The sequence below is a fragment of the Anaeromyxobacter sp. SG17 genome, from assembly GCF_022690695.1.
In the GTDB taxonomy this organism is placed as follows: domain Bacteria; phylum Myxococcota; class Myxococcia; order Myxococcales; family Anaeromyxobacteraceae; genus Anaeromyxobacter; species Anaeromyxobacter soli.
Map to the genome: position 1 here is coordinate 45,970 of NZ_JALCYX010000005.1, position 24,800 is coordinate 70,769.

Annotated in this window: 22 protein-coding genes; 8 read left to right on the forward strand and 14 right to left on the reverse strand. The window is 70.8% G+C overall.

Annotation, left to right across the window (positions count from 1 at the left end):
- The first annotated feature begins 174 nt into the window (after nucleotides 1-174).
- Together fusA and MNY60_RS03935 are read left to right on the forward strand one after the other, a co-directional pair.
- Entirely contained in the window at nucleotides 175-2,265 is a 2,091-nt protein-coding gene (gene fusA, locus MNY60_RS03930) for an elongation factor G (protein WP_242338476.1), read from the forward strand.
- A 16-nt stretch (nucleotides 2,266-2,281) separates the two neighbouring features.
- A complete protein-coding gene (locus MNY60_RS03935; RefSeq protein ID WP_242338478.1) occupies nucleotides 2,282-3,565 on the forward strand; it encodes a hypothetical protein in 1,284 nt (427 codons plus the stop codon).
- 32 nt (nucleotides 3,566-3,597) lie between these two features.
- On the opposite strand, the gene MNY60_RS03940 is transcribed toward MNY60_RS03935, so the two are convergent.
- The gene (locus MNY60_RS03940) at nucleotides 3,598-4,437 is read right to left on the reverse strand and encodes a DMT family transporter (protein ID WP_242360071.1); all 840 of its coding nucleotides are present in this window, start codon (nucleotides 4,435-4,437) and stop codon (nucleotides 3,598-3,600) included.
- A gap of 84 nt (nucleotides 4,438-4,521) precedes the next feature.
- Nucleotides 4,522-5,007 (reverse strand): YbaK/EbsC family protein, encoded by a 486-nt coding sequence (locus MNY60_RS03945; RefSeq protein WP_242338482.1) that lies wholly within the window; start codon nucleotides 5,005-5,007, stop codon nucleotides 4,522-4,524.
- Between the two features lie 178 nt (nucleotides 5,008-5,185).
- Here MNY60_RS03945 and MNY60_RS03950 point away from each other — a divergent pair, with 178 nt between their 5' ends.
- Both MNY60_RS03950 and MNY60_RS03955 read left to right on the forward strand, forming a co-directional pair.
- The gene (locus MNY60_RS03950; protein ID WP_242338484.1) at nucleotides 5,186-5,629 is read left to right on the forward strand and encodes an SgcJ/EcaC family oxidoreductase; all 444 of its coding nucleotides are present in this window, start codon (nucleotides 5,186-5,188) and stop codon (nucleotides 5,627-5,629) included.
- Nucleotides 5,630-5,960: 331 nt separating this feature from the next.
- The gene (locus tag MNY60_RS03955; protein WP_242338486.1) at nucleotides 5,961-6,746 is read left to right on the forward strand and encodes a phosphatase PAP2 family protein; all 786 of its coding nucleotides are present in this window, start codon (nucleotides 5,961-5,963) and stop codon (nucleotides 6,744-6,746) included.
- Between the two features lie 110 nt (nucleotides 6,747-6,856).
- Here MNY60_RS03955 and MNY60_RS03960 read toward each other — a convergent pair whose 3' ends face one another.
- The 3 genes from MNY60_RS03960 to MNY60_RS03970 all read right to left on the reverse strand — a co-directional run bounded on the left by MNY60_RS03960 (nucleotide 6,857) and on the right by MNY60_RS03970 (nucleotide 9,250).
- A complete protein-coding gene (locus MNY60_RS03960; RefSeq protein ID WP_242338488.1) occupies nucleotides 6,857-7,243 on the reverse strand; it encodes a DUF488 domain-containing protein in 387 nt (128 codons plus the stop codon).
- Between the two features lie 58 nt (nucleotides 7,244-7,301).
- Nucleotides 7,302-7,991 carry a DUF892 family protein gene (locus tag MNY60_RS03965; protein ID WP_242338490.1) on the reverse strand — a complete coding sequence of 230 codons (690 nt, stop codon included), beginning with the start codon at nucleotides 7,989-7,991 and terminating at the stop codon, nucleotides 7,302-7,304.
- A gap of 242 nt (nucleotides 7,992-8,233) precedes the next feature.
- Nucleotides 8,234-9,250, reverse strand: coding sequence for an alcohol dehydrogenase (locus MNY60_RS03970; RefSeq protein ID WP_242360072.1), 1,017 nt, complete (start codon nucleotides 9,248-9,250; stop codon nucleotides 8,234-8,236).
- Between the two features lie 162 nt (nucleotides 9,251-9,412).
- Here MNY60_RS03970 and MNY60_RS03975 point away from each other — a divergent pair, with 162 nt between their 5' ends.
- On the forward strand, nucleotides 9,413-9,556 hold the full coding sequence (locus tag MNY60_RS03975) for a zf-TFIIB domain-containing protein (RefSeq protein ID WP_242338494.1): 144 nt from the start codon (nucleotides 9,413-9,415) through the stop codon (nucleotides 9,554-9,556).
- Between the two features lie 117 nt (nucleotides 9,557-9,673).
- On the opposite strand, the gene MNY60_RS03980 is transcribed toward MNY60_RS03975, so the two are convergent.
- From MNY60_RS03980 to MNY60_RS04000, 6 genes are all read right to left on the reverse strand, one after another.
- On the reverse strand, nucleotides 9,674-10,423 hold the full coding sequence (locus MNY60_RS03980; protein WP_374109395.1) for a zinc-binding alcohol dehydrogenase family protein: 750 nt from the start codon (nucleotides 10,421-10,423) through the stop codon (nucleotides 9,674-9,676).
- Nucleotides 10,423-10,629, reverse strand: a complete 207-nt coding sequence (locus MNY60_RS24155) for a hypothetical protein (protein WP_308197113.1) — start codon at nucleotides 10,627-10,629, stop codon at nucleotides 10,423-10,425. The genes MNY60_RS03980 and MNY60_RS24155 overlap by 1 nt, the downstream gene beginning before the upstream one ends.
- Before the next feature lie 273 nt (nucleotides 10,630-10,902).
- Nucleotides 10,903-11,901 (reverse strand): prenyltransferase/squalene oxidase repeat-containing protein, encoded by a 999-nt coding sequence (locus MNY60_RS03985; RefSeq protein ID WP_242338498.1) that lies wholly within the window; start codon nucleotides 11,899-11,901, stop codon nucleotides 10,903-10,905.
- Nucleotides 11,902-11,984: 83 nt separating this feature from the next.
- Entirely contained in the window at nucleotides 11,985-13,730 is a 1,746-nt protein-coding gene (locus MNY60_RS03990; RefSeq protein WP_242360073.1) for a hypothetical protein, read from the reverse strand.
- 450 nt (nucleotides 13,731-14,180) lie between these two features.
- The gene (locus tag MNY60_RS03995) at nucleotides 14,181-15,653 is read right to left on the reverse strand and encodes a hypothetical protein (protein WP_242335223.1); all 1,473 of its coding nucleotides are present in this window, start codon (nucleotides 15,651-15,653) and stop codon (nucleotides 14,181-14,183) included.
- A 263-nt stretch (nucleotides 15,654-15,916) separates the two neighbouring features.
- Entirely contained in the window at nucleotides 15,917-17,302 is a 1,386-nt protein-coding gene (locus MNY60_RS04000; RefSeq protein WP_242335220.1) for a sigma-54-dependent Fis family transcriptional regulator, read from the reverse strand.
- A 468-nt stretch (nucleotides 17,303-17,770) separates the two neighbouring features.
- Between MNY60_RS04000 and MNY60_RS04005 the strand changes: the two genes are divergently transcribed.
- Nucleotides 17,771-18,886 carry an enolase C-terminal domain-like protein gene (locus MNY60_RS04005; protein WP_242354935.1) on the forward strand — a complete coding sequence of 372 codons (1,116 nt, stop codon included), beginning with the start codon at nucleotides 17,771-17,773 and terminating at the stop codon, nucleotides 18,884-18,886.
- Between the two features lie 167 nt (nucleotides 18,887-19,053).
- Nucleotides 19,054-19,368: a TIGR04563 family protein gene (locus tag MNY60_RS04010; RefSeq protein WP_242335214.1), complete on the forward strand. Its 315-nt coding sequence runs from the start codon at nucleotides 19,054-19,056 to the stop codon at nucleotides 19,366-19,368.
- Between the two features lie 114 nt (nucleotides 19,369-19,482).
- Here MNY60_RS04010 and pgaD read toward each other — a convergent pair whose 3' ends face one another.
- From pgaD to pgaB, 3 genes are read right to left on the reverse strand one after another with little or no spacing between them, the layout of a single operon-like run.
- A complete protein-coding gene (gene pgaD / locus MNY60_RS04015; protein ID WP_242335211.1) occupies nucleotides 19,483-19,968 on the reverse strand; it encodes a poly-beta-1,6-N-acetyl-D-glucosamine biosynthesis protein PgaD in 486 nt (161 codons plus the stop codon).
- Nucleotides 19,969-19,983: 15 nt separating this feature from the next.
- Nucleotides 19,984-21,246, reverse strand: a complete 1,263-nt coding sequence (pgaC, locus tag MNY60_RS04020; RefSeq protein ID WP_242335208.1) for a poly-beta-1,6-N-acetyl-D-glucosamine synthase — start codon at nucleotides 21,244-21,246, stop codon at nucleotides 19,984-19,986.
- 12 nt (nucleotides 21,247-21,258) lie between these two features.
- Nucleotides 21,259-23,229: a poly-beta-1,6-N-acetyl-D-glucosamine N-deacetylase PgaB gene (gene pgaB, locus MNY60_RS04025; protein ID WP_242335205.1), complete on the reverse strand. Its 1,971-nt coding sequence runs from the start codon at nucleotides 23,227-23,229 to the stop codon at nucleotides 21,259-21,261.
- 393 nt (nucleotides 23,230-23,622) lie between these two features.
- Between pgaB and MNY60_RS04030 the strand changes: the two genes are divergently transcribed.
- The gene (locus tag MNY60_RS04030) at nucleotides 23,623-24,513 is read left to right on the forward strand and encodes a transposase (protein WP_242335202.1); all 891 of its coding nucleotides are present in this window, start codon (nucleotides 23,623-23,625) and stop codon (nucleotides 24,511-24,513) included.
- Nucleotides 24,514-24,800: the final 287 nt, after the last annotated feature.

Sequence of the window (24,800 nt, forward strand, 5' to 3'; positions counted from 1 at the left end):
GTGGGTGAACGGCGTACAGGTCCACACCCGTCGGCCCGCTGGCGCGAAATTCCGGCCACGCCCGACGGGTTCGACACGAGCGGCGCCCATGCTGGCCAGCCGGTTCGCCGGCGAGCGGCGCCGCGCACCGAATCGCCCATATCGCTCAATCCGCCCCGCAGGTGGAGGTAAGACGTGTACACGGATTTCTCGAAGCTCCGGAACATCGGGATCTCGGCCCATATCGACAGCGGCAAGACCACGCTGACGGAGCGCATCCTCTTCTACACGAACCGGATCCACGCCATTCACGAGGTGAAGGGCAAGGACGGCGTCGGCGCCAAGATGGATTCGATGGAGCTCGAGCGCGAGCGCGGCATCACCATCGCCTCCGCCGCGACGCACTGCGAGTGGAAGGGGCTCCACTTCAACATCATCGACACCCCCGGGCACGTCGACTTCACCATCGAGGTCGAGCGGTCGCTGCGCGTGCTGGACGGCGCGATCCTGGTGCTCTGCTCCGTCGCGGGCGTTCAGAGCCAGTCGCTCACCGTCGACCGCCAGATGCGGCGCTACAGGGTGCCGCGCCTCGCGTTCGTCAACAAGTGCGACCGCTCCGGCGCGAACCCGCTCCGCGTGAAGGATCAGCTCCGCGAGAAGCTCCAGCACAACCCCGTGCTGATGCAGCTCCCGATCGGCCTCGAGGACAAGTTCGAGGGCGTGGTCGACCTCGTGACCATGAAGGCGGTCCGCTTCAGCGGCAAGGACGGCGAGGTCATCACCGAGTCGGAGATCCCCGCGGAGCTGCAGGAGCAGGCGGCGAAGGCGCGCGAGGAGATGCTCGACGCCGCGTCGATGTTCTCCGACGAGCTGACCGAGGCGATCCTCGAGGATCGGGTCACCGAGGAGCTCGTCAAGGCGGCGATCCGCAAGGGCACGATCGAGCTGAAGCTCACGCCCGTGTTCATGGGCTCGGCGTACAAGAACAAGGCCGTCCAGAAGCTGCTCGACGGCGTGGTCGACTACCTCCCCGATCCCACCGAGGTGGTCAACGAGGCCCACGACCTCGCCGCCGACGAGCAGAAGGTCGTGCTCTCGATCGACAACGACAAGCCCACCGTGGCGCTCGCGTTCAAGCTCGAGGACGGCCGGTACGGTCAGCTCACGTACCTGCGCATCTACCAGGGCCGGCTCTCGCGCGACATGTTCATCACGAACATGCGCACGAAGAAGGATCACCGGGTCGGACGGCTCGTGCGCATGCACTCCGACGAGATGGAGGACATCGACGCCGCCGGCTCCGGCGACATCGTCGCGATGTTCGGCATCGAGTGCAACTCCGGCGACACGTTCACCGACGGCAAGGTCAAGCTCAACATGACCTCGATGCACGTGCCGGATCCGGTGATCTCCCTCTCCATCAAGCCGGCCGACTCGAAGAGCGAGACCAACATGGGGAAGGCGCTCCGGCGCTTCACCCGCGAGGACCCGACGTTCCGCGCCGGCATCGACGAGGAGAGCGGCGAGACGATCATCCGCGGGATGGGCGAGCTTCACCTCGAGGTCTACATCGAGCGCATGAAGCGTGAGTACAACGCGCTCGTCGAGGTGTCCCCGCCCCAGGTCGCCTACCGCGAGACCGTGAGCCAGCGCGCCGAGTTCGCCTACACGCACAAGAAGCAGACCGGCGGGTCGGGGCAGTTCGGCCGGGTGTGCGGCTACATCGAGCCCTGCGAGCAGCCGTACGAGTTCGTCGACGACGTGGTGGGCGGCGCGATCCCCCGCGAGTTCATCTCCGCGGTCGAGAAGGGCTTCCGCTCGATGCTCGGCAAGGGGCGGCTGCTCGGCTTCCCCGTGGTGAACGTGCGCGTCGTCATCAACGACGGCGCGAGCCACGCGGTCGACTCGTCCGACATCGCCTTCCAGGAGGCCGCGCGCGGCGCCTGGCGCGAGGGCTTCGATCGCGCGAAGCCGCGCCTGCTCGAGCCCATCATGCGGGTCGGCGTCGAGACGCCCTCCGAGTTCTCCGGCGGCGTCCTCGGCACGCTCATGCAGCGGCGCGCGATGATCGTCGGCTCGCAGGAGGACGGCGGGCTGGTCCGCATCGAGGCCGAGGTGCCCCTCGCCGAGATGTTCGGGTACTCCACGACCCTCCGGTCCTCGACGCAGGGCAAGGCGGAGTTCAGCATGGAGTTCTCCCGGTACCTGCCGGTCCCGACGGCGATGGCCGAGGAGCTCATGTCCAAGGCGGCCGGCAAGAAGGCCGCGGAGGGCGGCAAGAAGTAGATCCCGTCCGGCGCCCATGATCCGGCAGGAAGCGATCCTCCAGAGCCCGCTGCGGATACTCGACCGCTCCATCCGCGGCGGGCTCGGGAAGGGTCACCTGGGCGTGATCGTGGCGCCTGCGGGCGTCGGGAAGTCTGCTTGCCTCGTGCAGCTCGGGCTGGACGCCCTGCTGCGCGAGAAGCCGGTCCTCCACGTCGCGGTCGGCCAATCCGTGGAGCACGTCTCCGCGCGCTACGACGCGCTCTTCGACGAGCTCGCCGAGGGTGTCGGGCTGGCCGACCGCGGGGGCGTGCGCGAGGCCATCGCCCACCGGCGGCTCATCTGGTCGTCGGTGGAGCGCGCCTTCGGCGTGCGGGGGCTCGAGGAGGCGCTGGCCGCGTTCCAGGCGCACCTCCAGCACGGTCCCCGCGCCATCCTCGTCGACGGCTTCGCCTGGGAACAGCCCGCGTGCGCCGCCACGGTCGGCGGGTTCAAGGCGAGCGCGGCCCGCGTCGGCGCCGAGATCTGGATGACGGCGCGAGCCCGCGAGCTCGCCGGCGCCCGGCGCATCGCCCCGCTGTCGGACGAGTGCGCCGCGCTCGTCGACGTCGCCATCTCCCTCGAGCCGCACGGACGGCATGCCCGGCTGACGCTGGCGAAGGACTTCGAGCGGTTCCCCGGGATCGAGGTCCCCCTCGTGCTCGAGGGCGGCCGGCTGCGGCCGCCGAGAGACGACGAGGCTTCGGCGCCGGACGAGCTCTCCCCGGAGTCGTTCACGCTGCTGGCGAGCGGCTCCGCGGGCGCCGAGGAGGAGTTCGGCGCCTGCGCCGAACGATGGGGCGTCCGGGAGGTGAACTTCACGTTCGGCGGCCGTCACGACCTCGCGCGGACGCGCGGGCTCGTCGAGCTGAGCGAGGACGAGCTCAAGGTGGGCGAGGTCAGCGCCGCCTACCTGAAGGCGCACCTGCACCGTGCGCTCCCCGAGCCGGGGGAGCAGCGGCGCGTGCTCCAGGCGATCTGGCACCAGGTGAGCACGGCCGGCGAGGTGTTCGCCGTCGGCGCCGTCGCCGCCGACGAGCCGGCGCACGGCGCGACGGGCTGGGCCGTGGAGCTTGCGCGGCACTGGGGAAAGCCGGTCCACCTCTTCGACCAGGAGCAGAAGCGCTGGTTCCGGTGGAACGAGCGGGACTGGGTCGCCGAGGAGCCTCCCGCCATCAGGCGCGAGAGGTTCGCGGGCACCGGCACGCGAGACCTCTCCGACGACGGTCGCGCGGCGATCCGTGCGCTGTTCGAGCGGAGCTACGGGGCTCCGCGGTTCTAGCCAGCCTCCCTCCGACGCCGCGCGCTCGGGCGTCACCCCGCGATCAGGGCGATCGCTCCCAGGACCGCGACGATGCCCGCCGACTGCGGCCGGGTGATGCGTTCCCGAAGGAGCCCGGCCGCGAGCGCCACCGTGCTCGCCGGGTACATCGACGCCAGGACGGCCGCGACGTCGAGGCGGCCGGCCTGCGTCGCCAGGAGGAAGAAGGCGTTGCCGCCGGCGTCGAGCACCCCCGAGAGGAGAACGAGCGGCACGGCGTGCCTCGGAGGCGCCCACGGACGCCGGCGGGCCCCGGCGACGACCACCGCGAGGGCGAACGACGTCCCGCGCGCCGCCGCGAGCGGCCAGAACGTTCCCCCCTGCGCACCGCGGTCCATCAGCACCAGGTACGCGCCGAAGCCGCAGCCGGCGACGAGGGCGAGCCCGAGTCCCTCCGTCCCGCCGCCGGGCGGCCCCGCGCGCGCGATGAGCCAGATGCCAGCGAGCGCGAGCACGAAGCCGGCGAGCTTCGAGCCCGACGGCATCCCTTCGGCGAGCGCGCCCCACACCACCGGGATGCTCGCCGAGAGGACCGCCGAGACGGGCGCCACCACCGCCATGCGCCCCACCGCGAGCGCGCGGTAGAGCGCGGCGAGGCCGACCGCTCCCGCAGCACCCGCTGCGACGCTCCAGGCGAGGGTGGCGGGCGCGGGGACGCTCTCGTGAAGGAGCAGCGCCGCCGCGAAGATGAGCGTCACGCCAGCGGCCTGGCCGAGCACGAGGACGCCGACGACCGGCGCTCGCTTCGAGGCGATCCCCCCGGTGAAGTCCCCCGCTCCCCATGATGCGGCGGAGGCGAGGCCGAGCACGACGGCAGCCAGGCTGGATGACATGGCGCCTGCAGCCTAGTCGAGGGACCGCCCGGTGGCGCGCTCTTCGTACGGAGAGCTCGCGCGGCCTACGCGTTCCTCGAAGCGCTATGGCTCCGCCGCCGCGAGCCGCGCGACCCTCCCGCCCGTCATCCGCACGAGCTCGGCGGGCGTCAGCTCGAACACGGCGTGGGGGTGGCCGGCCGCCGCCCAGATGCGCTCGTACGCGAGCAGCGCCTCGTCCACCACGGCCAGGAGCGGTTGCGCATGTCCGATGGGGGGCACGCCGCCGATGGCGAACCCGGTGCGCTCGCGAACGAAGTCGGCCGAGGCGCGTGCGATGCGCTCGCCGATCACCGCCGACACCGCCTGCTCGTCGACGCGGTGGCTCCCGCTCGCCGCGACCAGCACCGCGCGTCCGCTCGGCTTCGCCTCGAAGAGCAGGGACTTCACGATCTGCCCCACGTCGCAACCGACCGCAGCCGCCGCTTCTGCTGCGGTCCGAGCGGAGTCGGGCAGCTCGATCACGGTGTTCGCGAAGCCGGCGCCCCGCAGCGCGTCCTGGACCCTCTGAGCACTCGGCTTCAGTGGCATCGTGTATCCATATCAGGAGGCGACCGGCGCCTGCTGGTCGCACCGCCGCCCTCGCGCCGACGTCACGGCCAACCGACCTCGCGGGATCCTTTCACCCGATCCGGCGCCCCCGCCTGGCATTTGCGCTCGAGCATTTCCGCCGCAACCGCCACGACCTAGGTCGTACGGAGGTGTGCTCATGGAAACGACGCAGGAAGTCGGGACGCAGCCCTACAAGGCGGATCCATCGCTCGAAGCTGCGTGTCGGAAGTTCAACGAGGCGTTCAACCGGTTCGACGTGGAGGCGGTGGCGGCGTTCTGGACCGAGGACGGCACGCTCATCACCCCCACCGGAGAGGTCGGGAACGGTCGCTCCGGCGTCGCGGCCGCGTACCGTCACGATTGCGAGACGATCCTCGCAGGCACGACTTCGCGGTTCGCGATCTCCTCCGTGCGGCGCATGGGGGACGACCTCGCGTTCATGGACCTCGATCACGAGCTCCAGAACTTCAGGATGCCGGATGGCTCGACCAGGACGATGAAGCTGCACGTCGTGATGCTCGCCAGGAAGAGCGGCAATGCCTGGCATTGGCTCGACGCGCGCCCGTACGCGTATCTCCCTCCGCCGCGTTCCGTGCACTGAACCTCGAACGGCGATGCGTCTCCGGACGGGCGCCGGGGACGCATCGCCGCGTTCTCCGCACCGGGGTTCGCTCGCCCCTTCGCGCGGGAGGGGCCATCGACTGCACGCGCTGCGAATGGGCGTCCACGAGCTCGGGTGCGAAAGGTCCGCGAGCGTCGATGGGACGTCCGGGCGCCCGAATGCTCCTGCCTCGGCCGAGCTCCGTCGCCGCGGTCGAACCCGAGCCCGCGGCTCCGCGCGCCCGGCCCACGGCACCGGGAGGAGCCGCTCCCGGGTGCGTCAGCCCCGCTCTCCCGTGGCGCTCATTCATTGTGAGCCCAAAGTTCCGGTGATGAAGCGTCCGCTGACCGTCGCGCTGGCCGCATGGGCCTTCATCGCCTGGCCCGCCGCTCCCTCCGCCGACGACCTCGTCGTCCACCCACGCCTCGACGTCTCGGTGACCTTCCTCGCGGGGGCCCTCGCCGCGGGCCTCGCCCTCCCCCGGCTCTCGCCGAGCCAGTGCCGATTCTGCGCCGTGAATGGCCTCGACGAGGCAGCACGCGACGCGCTCCGGCTCACCGGCGCGCGCGCGGAGCTTCGCGCCCGGCACCTCTCGGACGTGATCGACTCCGGCGTTCTGTCGGCGGGTGCGCTCACGCTCTCCGCGCTCGGCGCGGCGCAGGACGGGACGCGCCGGACGTTCTTCGAGGACCTGCTCGTCGTCGGGGAGTCCGTCGCGATCGCGTCGGATCTCGTCAACGCCGCGAAGGACGGCTTCGCACGGCCTCGCCCCGCCGGCGGCTCCACGTTCATGCCGGGATCGCGCGACCGCAGCTTCTACTCCGGCCACACCTCGTTCGCGTTCTCGCTCGCGACGTCGACCGCGACGGTCGCGACCATCCGGGGCCGATCGTGGGCGCCATGGGCCTGGGGAGTCGGGCTGACGCTGGCGTCCGGCGTGGGATACCTCAGGATGGCCGGCGACGCGCACTGGCTCACCGACGTCGCCGCGGGCGCGGCCGTCGGAAGCGCGGTCGGGTTCGCGATCCCCTGGTTCTTTCATCGCAGATCGGGTCCGCGCCGGCGCCGCGGCGTGGATCTCGTGCCAGCACCGGGCGGCATCGCGCTCTTGTTCTGAGGCGTGCCCCGGCTCCGGTCAACGCTCGACACCGCCGGCTCGGCCGAACGCGAGACCCGCACCGGCCGCGTCCTGGCGCCCCGCGCAGAACGCGCTGCCGGCAGCGCTCGTCACCCCATCTTCGCGCCGCGTTCCCCGAGCAGCGCGCGCAGCACCGACCGGTGGCAGCGCGCTTCGTCCTCGCAGTAGCACCCTACCGAGAAGCTCGCCGTGCGCGAGAGCGCAGCGAGCAGGTCGAGCGTGCGGCTCGCGGCGGGCTCGGCCATCTCGGCGCGAAACCTCCTCGCGAACAGCGCCCACTCCCGCTCGGTCCGCGCCGCCTTGCCGAGCTTCATCGTCTCGGTGCTCGGCGCGAGGTTCGGGTACCAGACGTCGTACCAGTCGTCCGGGGCGAAGCGGGCCGCGGGCACGCCGCGCGGCGGGCGGCGCACCGTACCGATCCGGAGGCCCTCTCCGGCGGCGCGTGGACTGCCGAGGCGAACGATGAGCACCGTCATGGCCCTCATCTCTACCTCGAATGCGACCTCGCGCCGGGCCCGACCGCCCGCGCCGGGATCAGACCGGTGGCGTGGGCGAATGCAGCTCCTCGCCCAGCACCTCGTGGGCCGAGAACGTGCGCAGCGCCTCGCGCAGGAAGGCGAGGTGTCGCTCCTCCTCCTGCAGGCGCTTCCTGAACTCCTCCTCGGCGGCGCCGTCGCCTGCCTCGCCGGCGAGCACGAGGAGGAGGTCCCACCCGGCCGTGTCCACGTGCTCCGCCGCGAGGAGCGCGTGGAACAGGTGCGGGAGCTGCGGATCCTTCATGACAACCTTCTCGATGCCGGCCGCTTCACGCGCCGTCACGTTTGCCATCTCCGTCATCCGCTTGTCGTCGCCGCCGAGCCGCCGGATGCTGCTCTTCAACCACTCCTCGTGCTCCTTCTCCTGGGCGCGGATCTTCTCCACCAGTGGCAGCATCTCGGCGACGACGCGCTCCTCTCGCTCGCGCTCGCGGTCGGGGTGCGCGATCCCGCCCTGCTCCCGGTCGAGGTCCTCGTGCACGCCGCGGTCCACGTCGCCGGCGCGATAGCCGCTCAGACCGTAGGTGGTGTAGTCGCCGTCGCCGTGACGCCCGCTCCGCGCGCCGCTCGACTCGCGCATCCGCTCCAGGACCTTGTCGTAGAGCTTCACTCCGGCGCGCTCGAAACTCAGGCGCTCCATCAGCAGGTCGATGACCTTTTCCCTGTTCTTCTGCGCGAGCCGGTCCATGACGCCTCCTGGTAGGCGAGGCGTGGTGTCTAGGGGTGGCGCAGACTCATCACCGGCGGGGCGTGACACAAGTGGGCTGAATGGCAACTCCACGCCGAGTCCGGAGTCGGGCTGGGCAGACGTGCAGATCGGCCGCCGGGCTCCCGGCTTCAGCGCGTGCGTCGGCGCTGGCGCTCGAGGCGCAGGCCGTGCGCCGCTCCGCTGCTGCCATCCCCCCGGCCGCGCGTACGGCGCTGCCGAGGCTACTGCCGGACCTTCAGCACGACCCGGAAGCGCGCGCGGTTCGACATCATCCGCTCGAACGCCTCGTTCACCGCCGTGAGCGGGAACGTCTCGTTCCGCGAGGCCACCGCGTTGAGCGCGCTGAAGGCCAGGGTCTCCTCCTTGGCCGTACCGCTCGGCCAGCCCTGCACCCGCCGCCGGGCGCCGATGAGCTGGAACGGCGAGACCTGGATCGGATCGGCGCTCGCGCCGACCACCAGCAGCGTACCGTCGCGTCCCAGGCCGTCGAAGAGGCTCGACATGAGCTGAGAGTTCGGCGCCGTGGCGAGGATCACGCGCGCGCCGCCCAGCTTCTTGAGCGCGGCCGCCGCGTCCCCGACCTCCTGATCGACGTACTCGTGCGCGCCGAGCTCGAGCGCGAGCGCGCGCTTGTCTGCGCCGCGCGAGAGCGCGACCGTCCGGAACCCGAGCTTGCGGGCGTACTGCAGGCCGAGGTGCCCCAGCCCCCCGATGCCCTGCACCGCCACGAGGTCGCCCGCCCGGGCGCCGCTGTTTCGCAGCGAGTTGAACGTAGTGACGCCCGCACAGAGCAGCGGAGCGGCGGCGACCGAGTCGAGCGCGTCGGGGATGGCGGCGAGCGCCTCCTGCGGGGCGACCATCTGCTCGGCGTACCCGCCGTCGTAGCTGAAGCCGCAGACGAGCCCACGCTCGCACTGGATGAAGTCGCCCGAGCGGCACGCCTCGCACGCCCCGCAGTGCCCTCCGTGCCAGCCCACTCCGACACGCTGCCCCGGGCGCCAGACGACCACGCCTGCTCCGACGGCGTCGACGCGGCCGACCACCTCGTGACCGGGGACGCGCGGGTATACGAGGCCGGGATAGGAGCCCTCCGCCACGAACGCGTCGGAGTGGCAGATGCCGCACGCCTCGACCGCGATGCGGACCTGTCCCGCCGCTGGCTCGGGCACGGGGCGCTCCACGAGCGTGAAGCCCGATCCGGGCCTGGTGATCTCGACTGCTCGCATCGTCCTCGCCACGGCCCACCTCCGCTCTCCGGGTGCGTCCGACCGCGCACGCCTGCGCGAGGCGGGCGGGCCGCGCACAACATGACCACCGCCCGGCGGCACCGCCAAGCGAACCGGAACCGTGACTCGACGGCGCGTCGGCGACGGCGCGCAGGCGGGGTAGACTCTTCCGCCATGCCCGTCCACGTCCCTGCCCCGACTCAGCCGACGAACAAGTGTCCGAAGTGCGGCGCCGAAGGCGTCGTCGAGCAGTCCATCGGCAACATGGCGACGTACGTCTGCCCGAAGTGCGGAGCGCGGTGGGTGGCGGCGCGGTGATCGAGCCCCTGGCGAGCCGGCGGCGGTGAGAGTTCCGGCCGGGCGGCCGCCCCAGCGCGGAGCCCGGTTGGTGGGGTCGTGCACCGCAGCAGCCATCCAGCTCGACGGGTCTCCGCCTCAGTGGATACGCAGCGCGAGCTTTCCCAGGTGGTGCTTCTCGACGTCCCGTTGAGCCTGGGCGGCCTCCTCGAGCTCGTAGAGCTTCCCGAGCTCGACGTGGAACGGGGCGTCCCCGATCAGCCGGTTGAGCCGGTCGAACGCCTCTGCGCTGGGTGTGCCGTCGTACGCGAGCAGCTCGACGCCCTTCGGGACCTCCGGGATGGGCTCCACGCCGTTGGGATGGGCGACCCGTCCCCCCTTCTTGATCGTCGCGAGCGCCGCGTTCACGTCGTCCCCGCCCGCCAGCACGAGAGCTGCGTCCAGCCCCTCGGGCGCGAACGCGCGAGCCGCCTTCGCCACGTCCTTTCTTCGCCCGTCGATCGCGACGTCCGGGCCGAGCTTCTCGACCAGCTTCAAACCATCCGCTCGCGAGGCGACGGCGAGCACGCGCGCCCCCATCCGCTTGGCCAGCTGCACGGCGATGTGGCCCACCCCGCCGCTCGCGCCGATGATCATGAGCGACTGTCCGCTGCGCAGCCGCAGCTCGTCGTCGAGCCCGCGCAGCGCGGTGATCCCGTCCGCGCCCAGCGCGCCGGCCTCCCTCGCGTCCAGGCCGCTCGGGATCGGGGCCGCCCGCCCCTCCTCGAGCTTGGCGTACTCGGCGTAGAAGCCGCCCTCCATCTGATAGCCATAGGCTCGCTGTCCCACGCGTACGCGGCTGACCTTCGGGCCCACTGCCACCACGACTCCGGCTCCGTCGTTCCCCATCACGTAGGGGAAACGTGTCGAGCCGTCGTCGAAACCGCCTTGCCGGACCCACGGTCCCAGACGCCGACTCCGGCCACGTCGACCCGGAGGAGGATCTCGTGCTCGCCGGGCTGCGGGACGGGCAACGTCTCGGTGTGCAGGACCTCGGGTCCGCCGAAGTGATCGACGGCGGCGGCCTTCATCTGGCTGGGCAGTGTGGATGGCATGGCGCCTCTAGCGTGAGCACCGGGACGTCGAACGTCGAGCCCGGGCTGGCCGTGACGCGGAGGCTTCGTCGCTCGTCCGACGGGCGACGGCGAGAGGCGAGGCGGGCGAGAGCTCATCGCGCCGCCGGCCGGGAGCGGCGCCCGTCCGCAAACCGAGGCCGGGCCGGTCGAGCGACCTTCGGGCGAGACCGCCGCCACCGGCTCGACGCCTGCTTCGATGGGCTCGCCGCCGCCCACTTCGCGCGGACGACCTGCTGCTCGTGAAGGGGAGCCCTAGCCTCCCGCCGGCGCGGGCAGCCGGCCGAGGGCGACGAGGCACGCGATCGCGTGGAACGTGCTCGGGGGAGTCGTGCCGAGGCCGGGCTGCGGCCCGAACCCGCCGTTCTCGGCCACGTACAGGCTCGCCACGAACCGCTCCACCTCGGCACGGTCCACGACGTCCAGGCGACCGACCTCGGCGAGGGCACCCAGCACCTGGGCTTCCTCCTCGATCTCGGGGAGCGAGGTGAACTTCCCGTCGCGGACCTTCCCCGAGTACCGGGAGCCCGAGAGGTGGCGCGCCACGCCCGCGGCCGTCTCGGGATCGAGCGCGCCGACGAGCTTCAGGGAGCGCACCGCCATGAAGGTCGCGGCCGGCGAGGCGATCATGCCCGGGCGCAGCGCGAAGCCTCCCTCCGCCGCCCGGTGCGACGAGAGGAACGTGGCCGTGCGGCGCGGGTCCACGCGATCGAGGGCGCCGAGTATCTCGAGAGCGGCGAGGGCGTGGTACGTCGCGCCGAGCGACACGTCCGCCTCGGCAGCGCGTCCACGGAAGCCGCCGTCCTTCCCCGCCAGCGACGTGAGGAACGCCACCGCGCGCGGCCGGTCGATCGCGTCGAGCGCGCCGAGGAGCCCCAGCGTGCGCGTCGCGTACAGCGTCGGCACGACGTGCGACGGTCCGGTCCCGGGTGCCGCCGTGAACCCGCCGTCGGGCGCCTGGCACCTGCGGAGGTACTCGATCACCTGGGCGCGAAGCTCCGGTGACACCGAGCCGCCGAGGGCACGCGTCGTGTACAGGTTGTAGAAGGCGAACGAGGGCGACTCCGGGAACGCGTCCCAGCGGTCGCGCCGCGCCCAGCCCGCGAGGTAGTCGAGGGTCTTCGAGGTGTCGAGCGCTGCAGCCGTGAGGGGCGGTCCCGAGGCGCGCAGACGCGGCGGACCGAGCCTCACCACCGCGGCCAGCGCGCCGATCCACACCACAATCACCGACACCATCACCATCCGTCGCGTCATGGAGAACGTTTCCGTGCTTGGAGTGGAGTTTCGAGGACGCGACCGCGGGGTGAGCGTACCCACCCCGCGGCCGGCCTGTTTCGCTAGTTGTGCGGCGGGACCTGCCAGGTGCTCGACTGGTCACCATGGCAGACCGTGCACTTGCCGATCGCCCGCGCGTCGTTCTGCAGGGCGATGTTCTGCACGTTGTCCTTGGCGAGCGTGGACGGGCTGAGCCCGTGCGGCGAGCCGTGGCACGACGAGCAGAGCACCTTGGAGCCGTGGTGACCGGCCGAGTTGAGGTACTTGCCGAAGATGCCGGTGTTCAGCCAGCCGCTCTGGCCGGGCGACTTCTCCCCGTAGGAGGAGCCGTGGCACTGCGCGCAGGTGGGCAGGGTCTGCGCCGACCACGGGTTCGCCATCTGGTTCTGGGCGATCCGCTGGTTCAGATCCCCATGGCAGTCGGTGCACCAGATCTGCTGGCCGCTCGCGTTGGTCTTCGTGGTGTGCGTGTCCCGGTAGCAGTTCACGTTGTTGCCGGGGTGGCAGTCGTAGCAGTTCTTCGCGATGTTCGCGTCGTACGACGTGAGCACCGCGGAGCTCTGCGCGTGGAACCGGTGCAGCACGTCCGAGAACGAGTACTGCGACGTCCGCACGTCCGCGCTCGTGAACGTCGCGCCCGGGAGGATCTTGTAGCTCGGATACGTCGTCGCGAAGCCCGGCGCCTTGCTCTCGCCCATCGCCGGATCCCAGTGGCACACCGAGCAGCGGATGGGGCCGCCCACGCCGTCGCCGTCCGGATCGAGCTTCGAGAAGTCGATCCGGGCGTCACGGGCGTGCAGCATGCCCATCGTCTCGAACGAGCCCGCGGGCGTCGTGGGCTTCCCGTACGCGCCCGCGAGCTTCACGTGGCAGTTGCAGCAACCGCCGAACGCCACCGGCACCGTCACGTCGTCGCTCGCCATCACCTTGCCGGTCGCCTTCTCGACGACCTGGATCCGACCGGTGAGATACGGCGTGCGCTGCGGGCCGCCGAGCGGGTCCGTCATGATGTCCGTGGCGGTGCCCGTCACCACCGGATAGGCGGGGATGCCCGCCTTCTCGAAGTAGGTCGTGGCCGGCGTCGTCTTGACCTCCATGTCGCCGCTCAGCGTCGCGCCGCCGAGCCCCTGGATGCGGCCGTCCGCCCGCACCGGCTGGAAGCCGGGGAAGATCTTCGGGGAGTTCTGGATCCAGTTCGCGAAGTACGGGTCCGCCTTCATCGCGGCGTCGGTGTTCTCGAGGACGTCGTAGGTGACCTTGTACTGGGTGCTCGCCCCGAGGAGCGACGGCTCGCCCGCGCCGGTCTGGAACACCTGTGCCCGGAGCGTGTTGTACGGCGGCAGCAGCATGAACGTGCTGAAGCTCGGACACGCACAGTGCATCCCGAGATCGTTGCTCGCCAGGATCTTGAAGGTGGGGGAGCTCCCGCCCGAGCTCGAGCCGTACATCGCCGTGTAGCGATCCTGCGCGCTCACGGTGATGCTGGCGGTCGTGCTGGACGTGAGGTCGACGCCGTTCTTCTGCCACTTCTGGAACGGAGCCCCGGAGGCGCTCGAGGGCGCGGTGAGCGACAGGGCCGTGCCCGTCGTGTAGGTACGGGTGAACTCGGTCGTCCCGCTCGCCCTGCCGTAGAGGTCGGCCCGGCTGACGGTGATCGCGACCCCGCTCGAGGGGTTCTGCGACACGATCGTGATCGTGTACGAGCTCGCCGCCGTCTCGGCCTGGCTCTGCGCGGCCAGCTCCTGCTCGGTTCCGCACGCCGCCAGCATCGCGGAGATGGCGAGGAATGCGTAAAGCGCTCTCTTCATCTGTCGTCCCTCTCGATGGTGAGGCCGGCGCCCCGGAGGCCGGCGACGTCGGCGAGCAGCACCTCTGTCCTCGCGCGCTTGCCGGCCGAGGACCTCGTCGGCGTGGTTCGGCTGACAGCGGGTGCCGCCGGGCTCCGGACCGCGCCTCGTGTGCGTCGCGTTGCCGCGTCGCTAGAGCACGGGACATGCCACCACCGAAGCGGCGTGTTCCTGCCCGGATACGCGCAGCGCGAAGGCGCCGCGACGGCGACGTTGCGACGTCTTGTCGCGACGAAGTCGGTCACGCCGCTCGTGGCGGGGGCTGCACCCGCGCACGAGAAGCCGCTGCGAGAGGTCTCGCTGCGGCGGGGTGGCCGCAGCTACGGCCCGCGGTCGGCCTCGACGCGAGCTGTGCGGCGGGACGGGCCGCGGGAGAGCATGCCTCCCGCGGCCGTCCTCACGCCGCGCGACCTAGTGCGGCGGCACCCCCCACGACGCCGACTTGCCGGTGTGGCAGACGTTGCAGACACCGATGGCGCGCGAGTCGTTCTGCAGCGCGACGTTCTGCACGTTGTCCTTGGCGAGCGTCGACGGGTTGAGCCCGTGCGGCGAGCCGTGGCACGACGAGCAGAGCACCTTGTCGAACTTGTGGCCGCTCGAGTTGAGGTACTTGCCGAAGACGCCGATCTTGAGCCAGTTCGCGTGCGACGGGGACAGCTCGCCGTACTTGGTGCCGTGGCACTGCGCGCAGGTGGGCAGCGTCTGGTCGGACCACGGGTTCGCCATCTGGTTCTGCGCGATGCGCTGGTTCAGGTCGCCGTGGCAGTCGGTGCACCAGATCGGCTGGCCGCTCGCGTTGGTCTTCGTGGTGTGCGTGTCCCGGTAGCAGTTCACGTTGTTGCCGGGGTGGCAGTCGTAGCAGTTCTTCGCGATGTTCGCGTCGTACGACGTGAGCACCGCGGAGCTCTGCGCGTGGAACCGGTGCAGCACGTCCGAGAACGAGTACTGCGACGTCCGCACGTCCGCGCTCGTGAACGTCGCGCCCGGGAGGATCTGGTAGTTCGGATACGTCGCCGCGAAGCCCGGCGCCTGGCTCTCGCCCATGGCCGGATCCCAGTGGCACACCGAGCAGCGGATGGGGCCGCCCACGCCGTCGCCATCCGGGTCCAGCTTCGAGAAGTCGATCCGGGCGTCACGCGCGTGCAGCATGCCCATCGTCTCGAACGAGCCCGCGGGCGTGGCCGGCTTCCCGTACGCTCCCGCGAGCTTCAGGTGGCAGTTGCAGCAGCCGCCGAACGCCACCGGCACCGTCACGTCGTCGCTCGCCATCACCTGGCCGGTCGCCGTCTCGACGACCCGGATGCGGCCGGTGAGGTACGGCGTCCGGTTCGGGCCGCCCAGAGGATCCGTCATGATGTCCGTGGCGGTGCCCGTCACGACTGGATAGGCCGGGATGCCGGCCTTCTCGAAGTAGGTCGTCGCCGGCGTCGTCTTGACGTCCATGTCGCCGCTGAAGGTCGCGCCGCCGAGCCCCTGGATGCGGCCGTCCGCCCGCACCGGCTGGAAGCCGGGGAAGATCTTCGGGGAGTTCTGGATCCAGTTGGCGAAGTACGGGTCCGCCTTCATCGCGGCGTCGGTGTTCTCGAGGACGTCGTAGGTGACCTTGTACTGGCTGCTCGCTCCGAGGAGCACCGGGTCGAGGCTGCCCGTCTGGAACACCTGCGCCCGGAGCGTGTTGTAGGGCGGCAGCAGCATGAACGTGCCGAAGCTGGGACACGCGCAGTGCATCCCGAGATCGTTGCTCGCCAGGATCTTGAAGGTCGGCGTGCCGCCGCCCGGGCTCTGCGCTGCCTGTGTCGTTGCACCGAGTCCGTCGTCGGTCGCGCCGCCGCAGGCCAGCGCGGCGGCGGAGACGACGAGGACGGCGAGGGTCCGTCTGGTCATGTGATCCTCCCAACTGCGTTCGTGATCGATCGCGCCGCGCACCGAGCGCAGGCGCTGGCGAACGCGCACACGTCCCCCCTCGATGCGGAGTCGAGCGCGGTGAGCGCCCGGCTCCGCCCGTGCCGCATCGCGGTCGCGTCGCCCTGCCCCGTCACATGAGCAAGGGGTGCGCCACCCCGACGCATGGCGTTCTTTCGAGCGATCAGAGGCCGCGGGCCCGTGGATCCCAGGCATGTCGCGACATTCCGTCGCGACGCGCCGTTCTAGGACGCGCGCGTGACGCGGCGCTCGCGCATCCACCGCCACAGCGTGGAGCGGGAGACGGAGAGCGCCCGCGAGGTGTCGGCGATGTGCCAGCGGTTCTCCTGGAGCGCCGCGAGCAGCTCCTCGCGCGCGGGAGGATCCCGCCGCCTCGACGAACCGCGCACCCCTTCCCGCTCGACGGTCGCGTCGTGCGCGCTCCGGGCAGGCTCCGCGACGGCGAGCACCTCCGATGGGAGGTCCTCCGGCTGGATCGTCTGCCCCGTCGCGACCGTCGCCGCATACTCGAGCGCGTTCTCCAGCTCCCGGACGTTGCCCGGCCAGCGATATCCCTCGAGCTGGCGCAGCGCCTCGGGAGACAGCCTCAGCTCTCGACCGGTGCGCGCCGCGGAGCGCGCGAGCAGGTGACGCGCGAGCGGCGCCACGTCCTCCCGGCGCTGGCGCAGCGAGGGGATCTCGATCGGGAAGACGCGCAGCCGGTAGAGCAGGTCTTCACGGAAGCGACGCGCCTCGACCTCGCGCCGCAGGTCGCGGTGCGTCGCCGCGATGATCCGGACGTTCACGGTGATCGTGCGGCTGTCGCCGACGCGCTCGAACGACCTCTCCTGGATCACGCGCAGCAGCTTCGCCTGCACGTGCAGGGGCAGATCGCCGACCTCGTCGAGGAACAGCGTGCCGCCGTCCGCCAGCTCGAAGCGCCCGGTCCGGTCCCTCAGCGCTCCCGTGAACGCGCCGCGCACGTGCCCGAACAGCTCCGACTCGAGGAGCGCGTCGGGCAGCGCCGCGCAGTTGACCGCCACGAACGGCCGCTCGCGCCGGCGCGAGCGCGCGTGGATCTCCTGGGCGACGACGCCCTTGCCCACGCCGCTCTCCCCGCCGATGAGCACGGACACGTCGGAGTGGTCGAGGCTCTCCACGAGGCGTTGAACCCGCTCCATCGCGGGCGACCCCACGACGAGGCTCGTGGAGCGCGCCGGGCCGCAGGGCTCGCCGACCTCGGGATCCGCCGGGCGGAGGACGATGAGGTACACGGCCTCGCGATCGCACGCGCCGCCCAGGTTGCGCAGCGGCGCCACGGTGACCGACGTCGGCCGGCGCCCACCCGCGCCATCGGGGAGCCACGCGCGCCAGCCCTCGCGGCGCTCGCTCGCCGCGAGCGCCGCGCGGAACGGCCCGTCCACGCCGAAGAGCTCGCACCCGAGCAGCTCGACGATGGGGCGGCCGCGGTAGTGCTCGGCCGCGCCCGCTCCGAGCAGATCGTCCAGCAGCGGGGAGATGTGCCGCATCCGGTACTCGACGTCGAGTGCGAGGCATACGCGCCCGAGGGAGGCGAACGCGGCGGTCACGGCCTGGAATGCCGCCTCGTGAGGGTGCGCGGGGGGTCCCATGCTTCGGGGACATTACGCCCACACGCCCCAAACGCGCACCACCGCAAGCCACGCGGCAAGACGCCGCACATGAGAGCGGCGCGAACGCAGCGTTCGACAGAAGGTCACCGGATCGCGCGGGGTTCGCCGCACATTTGGGGCTCCCGGAGCCACGGGATGTCTTGCGTCACGAGGCCGCAGTAACCTGAGGATGTACGACAGCCGCCTGCGACCGACTGCGTGCGCGACGTTCCCCCTGGTGAGGCAGATCAAGCGGTCCGGCGGCTCCCCTCCGCCGGGCCGCATCTCTTACGCCCTCCCCGGCGGATGCCTCGCGACTCCACGTGCACCGGCGGATCCTCCACGCCGACCACCGACCGCGACGTGCCCAGCTCGAGCGTGCGTTCGGGTGACCCCAAGCGACCCGGCACGCGCGTTTGATCGTGCCCCAGCGCCTGCTCATGCACGCGCGTTGGAGGAGCGTCGCTCATGCCCGCGCCGAGCGTCCCCGAGCTGCCGCCGCTGACGATCAGAGGGGTGACCACCTTCGCGGTCGAGGTTCCGATGACGTATCCCCTCGGCACCAGCGCGGCGACCGTGACCCGCGCCCCGCTGCTGCTCGTCGAGCTCGAGACCGACGAGGGGATCACCGGGCGCACGTACCTGTTCTGCTATCGCCGGAGCGTGCCGCGGGCGATCGACGCGGTGCTGCGCGACGCCGTGTCGGTCGTCGAGGGAGATCCTGCGGCGCCGCTCGAGATCGCCTCCAAGCTCGCCCGGCGGTTCGCGCTCGTGGGCGTGGCGAGCGTGGTCCGCATGGCCCTGTCGGCGCTCGACGCCGCGATCTGGGATGCGCTCGCCGTCGCCGCGGGCGCGCCGCTCGCAACGCTGCTCGGGGCGAGGCCGAGGCCCATCCCCGCCTACAACTCGAGCGGGCTGGGCCTCATGTCGCCGGACGCTGCTGCGGACGAGGCCGAGAAGCTCCTCGCGGGCGGATTCCGGAGCGTGAAGCTGCGGCTCGGCCATCCGACCCTCGAGGAGGACCTCGCCGTCACGCGCGCGGTCCGCGGGCGGCTCCCCGACGAGATCGCGTTGCCGGTCGATTACAACCAGGCCCTCTCCGTCTCGGAGGCCATCCGCCGCGGACGCGCGCTCGAGTCGGAGGGCATCGCCTGGCTGGAGGAGCCGACCCGTCACGACGACTATGCCGGCAACGCGGCGATCGCGAGGGCGCTCTCCGTGCCCGTACAGCTCGGAGAGAACTTCAACGGTCCCGAGTCGATGATCGAGGCGCTCGGCGCCGGTGCCTGCGACCACGTGATGCCGGACGCGGCTCGCATCGGCGGCGTGACGGGCTGGATCCAGGCGGCGGGGATCGCCGCGGCGCACCGGATCGAGATGTCGTCCCACCTGCTGCCGGAGCTCAGCGCGCACCTGCTGGCGGCGACGCCGACGTGCCACTACCTGGAGTACGTCGACTGGGCCGACGCGATCCTCGAGGAGCCGTTGCAGATCGCGGACGGCCTCGCCCGCATCCCCGAACGTCCAGGCATCGGGCTCCGCTTTCGGCCCGAGGCGGTCGAGGCCCTGTCACTGGGGCGCTGAGCTCGCCCGCGCGACGTTCGCTCGTGGCCTGCACCGCGAGGCGCAGGGCGCTCGACTCCCCCGATCGGACGGGGCAGCCACGATTACGATCAAGCAAGCACGCCGCGGAGTTGCCGAACGTGTCGACACGCGTACGATGCGAACAGCACCGCGGAGGGAATGCAGGGATGGCCGGAACCGAAAAACAGAAACAGTCGCTGTACTTCCCCGACGAGACGCTGCGCGAGATCATGAAAGAGGCGGTCCGCCTCGATCGCTCGCTCTCCTGGACCGTGCAGCAGGCGTGGCGCGTCGCGCGCGAGCAGGTCCGGAACTTCCCGTCGGCGGATCGTCGTCGGGACGCCGCGCCCGAGCTGGTCGTCTCGCCCATGCGCGAGCCGCAGGCCTCCGGTCAGGGCAACGTCGATCTCGATCGGCGTCGCCCGTCCGCCCAGGTCCGCGAGTTCCTCCGGGGCAAGTTCGACCGCGAGCTGACGGGCTGACCCGGGAGCTCGGCGCGCACCGGCGCGCTCGCAGGAATCCCGACCCTCACGCCGCGTACGCGGCCGTGGGCCGGCGCGCGCCAGGGACACTCCTGCAGGAGGTTCGGCCGCGGATCAGGCCGCCCGCTCGACCTGGAGCGGCTCGGGATCGTGGCGCCGGAAGGCCTCGGCGGGCTGGCGCCGCTCCACGCGGATGATGCGGCCGCCCTCGTCGTGGTGCACCACGCACACGGCGGTGCCGCGGCCGGCCAGGATCTCGTCCTCGGACAGCTCGAAGTGGCGGGCGTAGTCGCTCACGGAGCGCACGTTGGGCGTGCGCACCTTCAGCGCCGGCAGCCGGTTCCACAGGAGCAGCGTCCCCGAGGTCCCGACGAGCGCGATGGCGTACCGCGGGACATCGGCGGTCGCGCCCACGGACGCCAGCTTCATCAGCGTGAGCTGGGAGAGGACGTTGATGTCCGCCACCCAGGAGAAGGAGCGCATCACCGGGTACCACAGCTTCAGCCAGGCTCCCCACATGAGCACGGTGGACGCATCGGAGCAGAGCCGCTGATGCCAGCGCAGGCGGTCCCGCGCATTGATGATGAGTGAACCGCTCATTTGTTCAATCCGACATCAGCGAATGCCACGGTCCGGGCTGATCCAGCGAGCCCGCTTGCCCTGGCTGCGAAAGAGGACCTTCGGGTAAGCGACGACGATCGAAGCGGTGTTGATGATCCAGAACGCGAAGGGATACCAGATCATCCAGAACAGGTTACGCCCGAGCCCGCGGTCGTAGCGGCTGTCCAGCCACTTGCTGAACGCGAACTGCAACAGGCAGGTAGTGCCCAGGATGACGCCGCTTCCCTGCGGGCTCAGGGGCGAACGTATCACCGGCAGCGCGCCCCCGGGAAGCACGATCCCCTCGAGCCACAGCACCGTCAAGAGCAGCATCGAGTAGCACCAGAACACACTGACGCACATCTCCACCAGCAGCGGCCACAGGAAGCTCTGGCTCGGGTGACGCAGGACGTCGAGGTTCTTCAGCAGCACCTGGGCGCCGCCCATGGCCCAGCGCAGCCGCTGCTTCCACAGGCCCTTCAGCGTCTCGGGCATGAGGATCCAGGTCAGGGCGTTCGGCTCGAAGCGAACGTCCCAGCCCGCGCGCTGGAGCTTCCAGGTGATGTCGATGTCCTCCGTGAGCATGTCGGCGCTCCAGTAGCCGACCTGGTGCACGGCCGACTTGCGGAAGGCCGTGATGACCCCGCTCACCGTGAAGATCCGGCCGAAGCTGCGCTGCGCGCGCTTGATGATGCCGACCATCGAGGAGAACTCTCCGACCTGCAGCCGCCCGAGCAGCGTCGAGCGGTTGCGGATGCGGGGGTTCCCGGTCACCGCGCCGACCCAGTCGCTCTCGACGAAGTGGCGGACGAACCAGTGCGCGGCCTGCTTGTCCAGCAGCGCGTCGCCGTCGATGCAGATCAGGATCTCGTGCTTCGCGAGCAGGCTCCCCGTCTGCAGGGCGATGGCCTTGCCCTGGTTCTGCGCGAGGTGCACCACGCGCAGGCGCGGGTGCCGCGCCGCCATGCGCTCCAGCACCTCGGCCGTGTCGTCCTTGCTGCCGTCGTTGATGGCGATGACCTCGAACTCGGGGTAGTCGAGCGCGAGCGCGTGGCTCAGCGTCTCCTCCGCGTTCTCGCCCTCGTTGTAGCAGGGGACGAGGATGCTCACCGGCGGAGCGCCCGGGGTCGAGGGGGGCCGTTCCCGCGCCGTGTCGGCCCGCTCGAAGCGCCAGTAGAACAGCGCCGCCCCGGTCATCCACAGGAACGACATCAAGAGCGGGTAATAGAAGACGAAGGCGAGGAGCCCGTGCCACAGCGTCTCGGGGTGAGCCGTCACCGGGCCCTCCTCTCAGCGCGTCGCGGGGGCATTCGGCTTGCCGTCCAGCACCGTCTTCATCACGCCGGTGGCTGGCGAATTGCTGAAGAGGCCGTCGGGGTAGTAGCCGACGTGCTGCACTCCCATGCCGTACAGGCTGCGGATCTGGTCGGCGAGCTCCTTGCTGTCGATCGGACGGTTGTCCTCGCGCCAGTCCACGGACTGGAGCTCGAAGACGACCTTCTTCATCGCCCCCGGGCGGTCGTTCACCGCGTTCACGAGGTCGTGGAAGAACGTCCCCGGGTCTGCCGCCCGCTCCATGAGCGGCATGGCCATGATGGCCGTGAAGTCGTAGCGCGCGAGCGAGTTGTCGAGCGACTGCGAGTACCAGACCTCGGCCTTCGGGTTCAGCACCACCCGCGCGTAGAGGTTCCTCGCGACCTTCAGCGTGGGCTGCTGCTCCCGCACGACGTCGGCGAGCTCCATCGCGAAGTCGTCGAGCGCGTTGACCTTGAGGATGGTCCAGCGGCCGATGAGGTCGTCGCTCTTGCGAATCTCCGGCACCGACGCGGGCAGCCCCCACGCCTGGTACGTCTTGAGGCCGAAGGGGCTCGCGTCCTCGTAGTCGGACAGCGTGATGTCGTCGTGGAAGAGCAGGCCCTCGAAGGGCGCCGCGCGCGCGAGGTCCTCGTAGATCTCCCGGATCGCCTGCCGCGCGCGCGCCGAGAACGGCGAGAGCCGGAGGTACCCCATGTCGACGCGCCCGGTCTTCTCCCCGGGCAGCGTCACGACCCTGTCGCGGGCGGCCGGGTTGCTCGCCGGGAGCTCCCAGGAGAGCGCCGGCATCCACGCATACAGCCGCCTCACCTGCGTGCGGGTGCGGATCTGCCAGGCCACGCGGTTGAACAGATCCGCCCGCATGGGCATGTTGCGGCTCGGGAAGTAGACGGCGTCCGCCGAGCCGTTCCCATCGGGATCGGAGAAGGCCTGCAGGTAGACCGCGTTCACGCCCATCCGGGCGATGCGGTCGATCAGGCGGTCGAGGTTCCGCTCCTGCTGCGCGGGATCCGCGTCGTACACGTAGTCCAGATCCACGTGCATGATCTTCTGCGGGCGGTCGTTGTCGGAGAGGTTCTGGTTGCGGATGGTGATCTCGCGCTCCAGATCCCACAGCTTCATCCCCCCCTCGACCAGGATGCGGCGCAGCGCCCAGAGCGGCGTGTCGTGCATGTTGGCGCCGTCGTCCAGCGTGAGGCCGATGCGCATGCCGAGCCGCTCCGCGACCTCCCGCGTCGTCTTGTTGTACCGGCCGTAGGGCCACGCGATCACGCGGGGCGCCTTGCCGGTGTTGCGGCGGATGAGCGCGTCGTTGCGCTCGAGATCCGCCTGCACGCGCTTGCGGTAGGAGGTCTCGTCCTCGTAACGCTTCGCCTCCGGCAGGTAGCGTCGGGTCGTGGTCGCCGGCTGCATGTTGCCCTGCGGGTTGCCGAGGATGCCGCGGTGCAGGTCGAAGCTGTGGCTGCCGATCTCGACGAGCCCGCTCTGGGACAGCTCCCGCAGCTCGCGCCAGGAGAGCAGCTGCTCGCGGGGGAGCCGCTTCCCGTCGAAGTCCACCGTGCCCTTCTCCTCGAGCCAGCTCCCCACGACGTTGATGACGGCGGGGATGTGGAACATCTTGAGGACGGGCCAGGCGTGGTCGTAGACGGACTGATAGCCGTCGTCGAAGGTGATGAGCACCGCCTTGTCCGGGAGCGGCTTCTTGCCTTCGCGGCCGGCCAGCACGTCGGCCACGCTCACGAAGTGGTACCCGTGGTTCCGCAGCCAATCCATCTGCCTCACGAAGTCCGTGGGCGTGACGGCGTACTGCGGCACCAGCGCCTGGCCGGGCTCGGCGACCTCGTGGTAGCTGAGCACGGTGAGCTCTTCCTCCGTGTCGGCCACGGCGCGGGCGGCCGGCAGGAGGAGGAGCAGCGCCCAGAGCACGGGCAAGAGTCGCGTCGTCATCGGCGTCCAGACATTCGGGGCAGAAGTAACAGAGGCTGCGAACGTGAGCGGGCGCCGCCACGCACAACCTGGCGCTCGAGCACACTGGACGAGCGGCGCGGCATGATCTTCAACTGGACGGGGTGGCGTCAAGCCGCAGGCCGGCCATCTCGGCGTACTGCCTAAAGGTTCCGGCCAGACGGCGCTCGCGTCCCACATCGGAGCACCTGCCGGACCGAGAGAACTGAACCGCGGTCCTGAGGGCCGAACCAGCACGCCCACCTGCCGGACCGAGAGAACTGAACCGCGGTCCTGAGGGCCGAACCGCGAACCTCGCCTCGTTCGACCGTGTACGTAAAGGAGCTTCGGGCCTCGGCTCCCGTGGCGGCACGCCTCCTGCCTTCGCGTCCCCACGTGACCGCTCCACGCCAGATCTTGCCAGGAGTCACCTACCTCGTGACTCGTCGTTGCTCGGAACGGCGCTTCTTCCTGCGGCCATCCGACGTCACGAACGCGATCTTCCTCTACGTCCTCGCAGCCGCCGCGCGCATCCACCGCGTCGAGGTCCACGCCTTCTGCGTGCTTTCGAACCACTACCACCTCCTCGTCACCGACCCCGAAGCGCGGCTCCCCGCCTTCATGCAGTATCTCGACTCACTCGTCGCCCGCGCCGTCAACGCGTCGCTCGGGAGATGGGAGGGCTTCTGGTCCTCCGAGAACTCGTACAGCGCAGTCACCCCCGTCGCGCCGAGCGACGTCGTGCGCAAGGCCGCCTACGTCCTCGCGAATCCCGTCACCGCGGGGCTCGTTCCCACCGGTCGCGAGTGGCCGGGGCTCTGGACCGCTCCCGAGCAGCTCGGATCGGCGAAGCTCATCGCTCCCCGCCCGAAGGTCTTCTTCAGCCCCAGCGGCGGCATGCCAGCATCGGCCGAGCTGCGCCTCACCACTCCCCCAGGCTTCGCGTCGGCCGAGGAGTTCCAGGCCCTCGTCGCGGTGGCGCTGCGAGAGCTCGAGGACGCGCGACAGTGCGAAGGTGCACGCGGCTTTCTCGGGCGCAAGCGCGTCCGTGCGCAGTCGCCGTTCGCGCGCCCTGCTCCCGGCGAGCCCAGGCGCGAGCTCAATCCGCGGGTAGCTGCACGCGACAGGTGGAAGCGCATCGAGGCGCTCGCGCGCCTCGGCGATTTCCTGCGCGCCTATCGCAGCGCGTGGCGAGCGCGACGAGCGGGCGACGCGACCATCATCTTCCCTGCGGGGACGTATCAGCTTCGGATCGAGCACGCAGTCCGGTGCGCAGCGCCTGCCTGACCCGGCCAGGCACCCGCTCCAGGCAGATTGTTCTCGTGCGCCGGCCCGCCGGCGCTGCTCGAGCACGACCTCGCTCGCGCTGAGGTCGACCGGCGGCTCCGCGTGACGCACGTCCATTCACTGTACGTACGATACGCGCGACCCGGCGGACACCTCTTCAGGTGGCGTTCTCCCGCGAGTCTGCGCGATCGAAGCTCGACTACTCTCGGTCGGCCGCTCCTTTCCCCTTTCCCCCTTACTCTCGGTCGGCCCGGTCACCAATTCTCGACTCTCGACTCTCGTTCGGC

Excerpts from the sequence above, each read along its gene's own strand:
- MNY60_RS03935 (WP_242338478.1), top strand. The coding sequence starts at position 2,282 with ATGATCCGGCAGGAAGCGATCCTCCAGAGCCCGCTGCGGATACTCGAC.
- MNY60_RS03940 (WP_242360071.1), bottom strand. The coding sequence starts at position 4,437 with ATGTCATCCAGCCTGGCTGCCGTCGTGCTCGGCCTCGCCTCCGCCGCA.
- MNY60_RS03945 (WP_242338482.1), bottom strand. The coding sequence starts at position 5,007 with ATGCCACTGAAGCCGAGTGCTCAGAGGGTCCAGGACGCGCTGCGGGGC.
- MNY60_RS03950 (WP_242338484.1), top strand. The coding sequence starts at position 5,186 with ATGGAAACGACGCAGGAAGTCGGGACGCAGCCCTACAAGGCGGATCCA.
- MNY60_RS03955 (WP_242338486.1), top strand. The coding sequence starts at position 5,961 with ATGAAGCGTCCGCTGACCGTCGCGCTGGCCGCATGGGCCTTCATCGCC.
- MNY60_RS03960 (WP_242338488.1), bottom strand. The coding sequence starts at position 7,243 with ATGACGGTGCTCATCGTTCGCCTCGGCAGTCCACGCGCCGCCGGAGAG.
- MNY60_RS03965 (WP_242338490.1), bottom strand. The coding sequence starts at position 7,991 with ATGGACCGGCTCGCGCAGAAGAACAGGGAAAAGGTCATCGACCTGCTG.
- MNY60_RS03975 (WP_242338494.1), top strand. The coding sequence starts at position 9,413 with ATGCCCGTCCACGTCCCTGCCCCGACTCAGCCGACGAACAAGTGTCCG.
- MNY60_RS03980 (WP_374109395.1), bottom strand. The coding sequence starts at position 10,423 with ATGGGGAACGACGGAGCCGGAGTCGTGGTGGCAGTGGGCCCGAAGGTC.
- MNY60_RS24155 (WP_308197113.1), bottom strand. The coding sequence starts at position 10,629 with ATGCCATCCACACTGCCCAGCCAGATGAAGGCCGCCGCCGTCGATCAC.
- MNY60_RS03985 (WP_242338498.1), bottom strand. The coding sequence starts at position 11,901 with ATGACGCGACGGATGGTGATGGTGTCGGTGATTGTGGTGTGGATCGGC.
- MNY60_RS03990 (WP_242360073.1), bottom strand. The coding sequence starts at position 13,730 with ATGAAGAGAGCGCTTTACGCATTCCTCGCCATCTCCGCGATGCTGGCG.
- MNY60_RS03995 (WP_242335223.1), bottom strand. The coding sequence starts at position 15,653 with ATGACCAGACGGACCCTCGCCGTCCTCGTCGTCTCCGCCGCCGCGCTG.
- MNY60_RS04000 (WP_242335220.1), bottom strand. The coding sequence starts at position 17,302 with ATGGGACCCCCCGCGCACCCTCACGAGGCGGCATTCCAGGCCGTGACC.
- MNY60_RS04005 (WP_242354935.1), top strand. The coding sequence starts at position 17,771 with ATGCCCGCGCCGAGCGTCCCCGAGCTGCCGCCGCTGACGATCAGAGGG.
- MNY60_RS04010 (WP_242335214.1), top strand. The coding sequence starts at position 19,054 with ATGGCCGGAACCGAAAAACAGAAACAGTCGCTGTACTTCCCCGACGAG.
- pgaD (WP_242335211.1), bottom strand. The coding sequence starts at position 19,968 with ATGAGCGGTTCACTCATCATCAATGCGCGGGACCGCCTGCGCTGGCAT.
- pgaB (WP_242335205.1), bottom strand. The coding sequence starts at position 23,229 with ATGACGACGCGACTCTTGCCCGTGCTCTGGGCGCTGCTCCTCCTCCTG.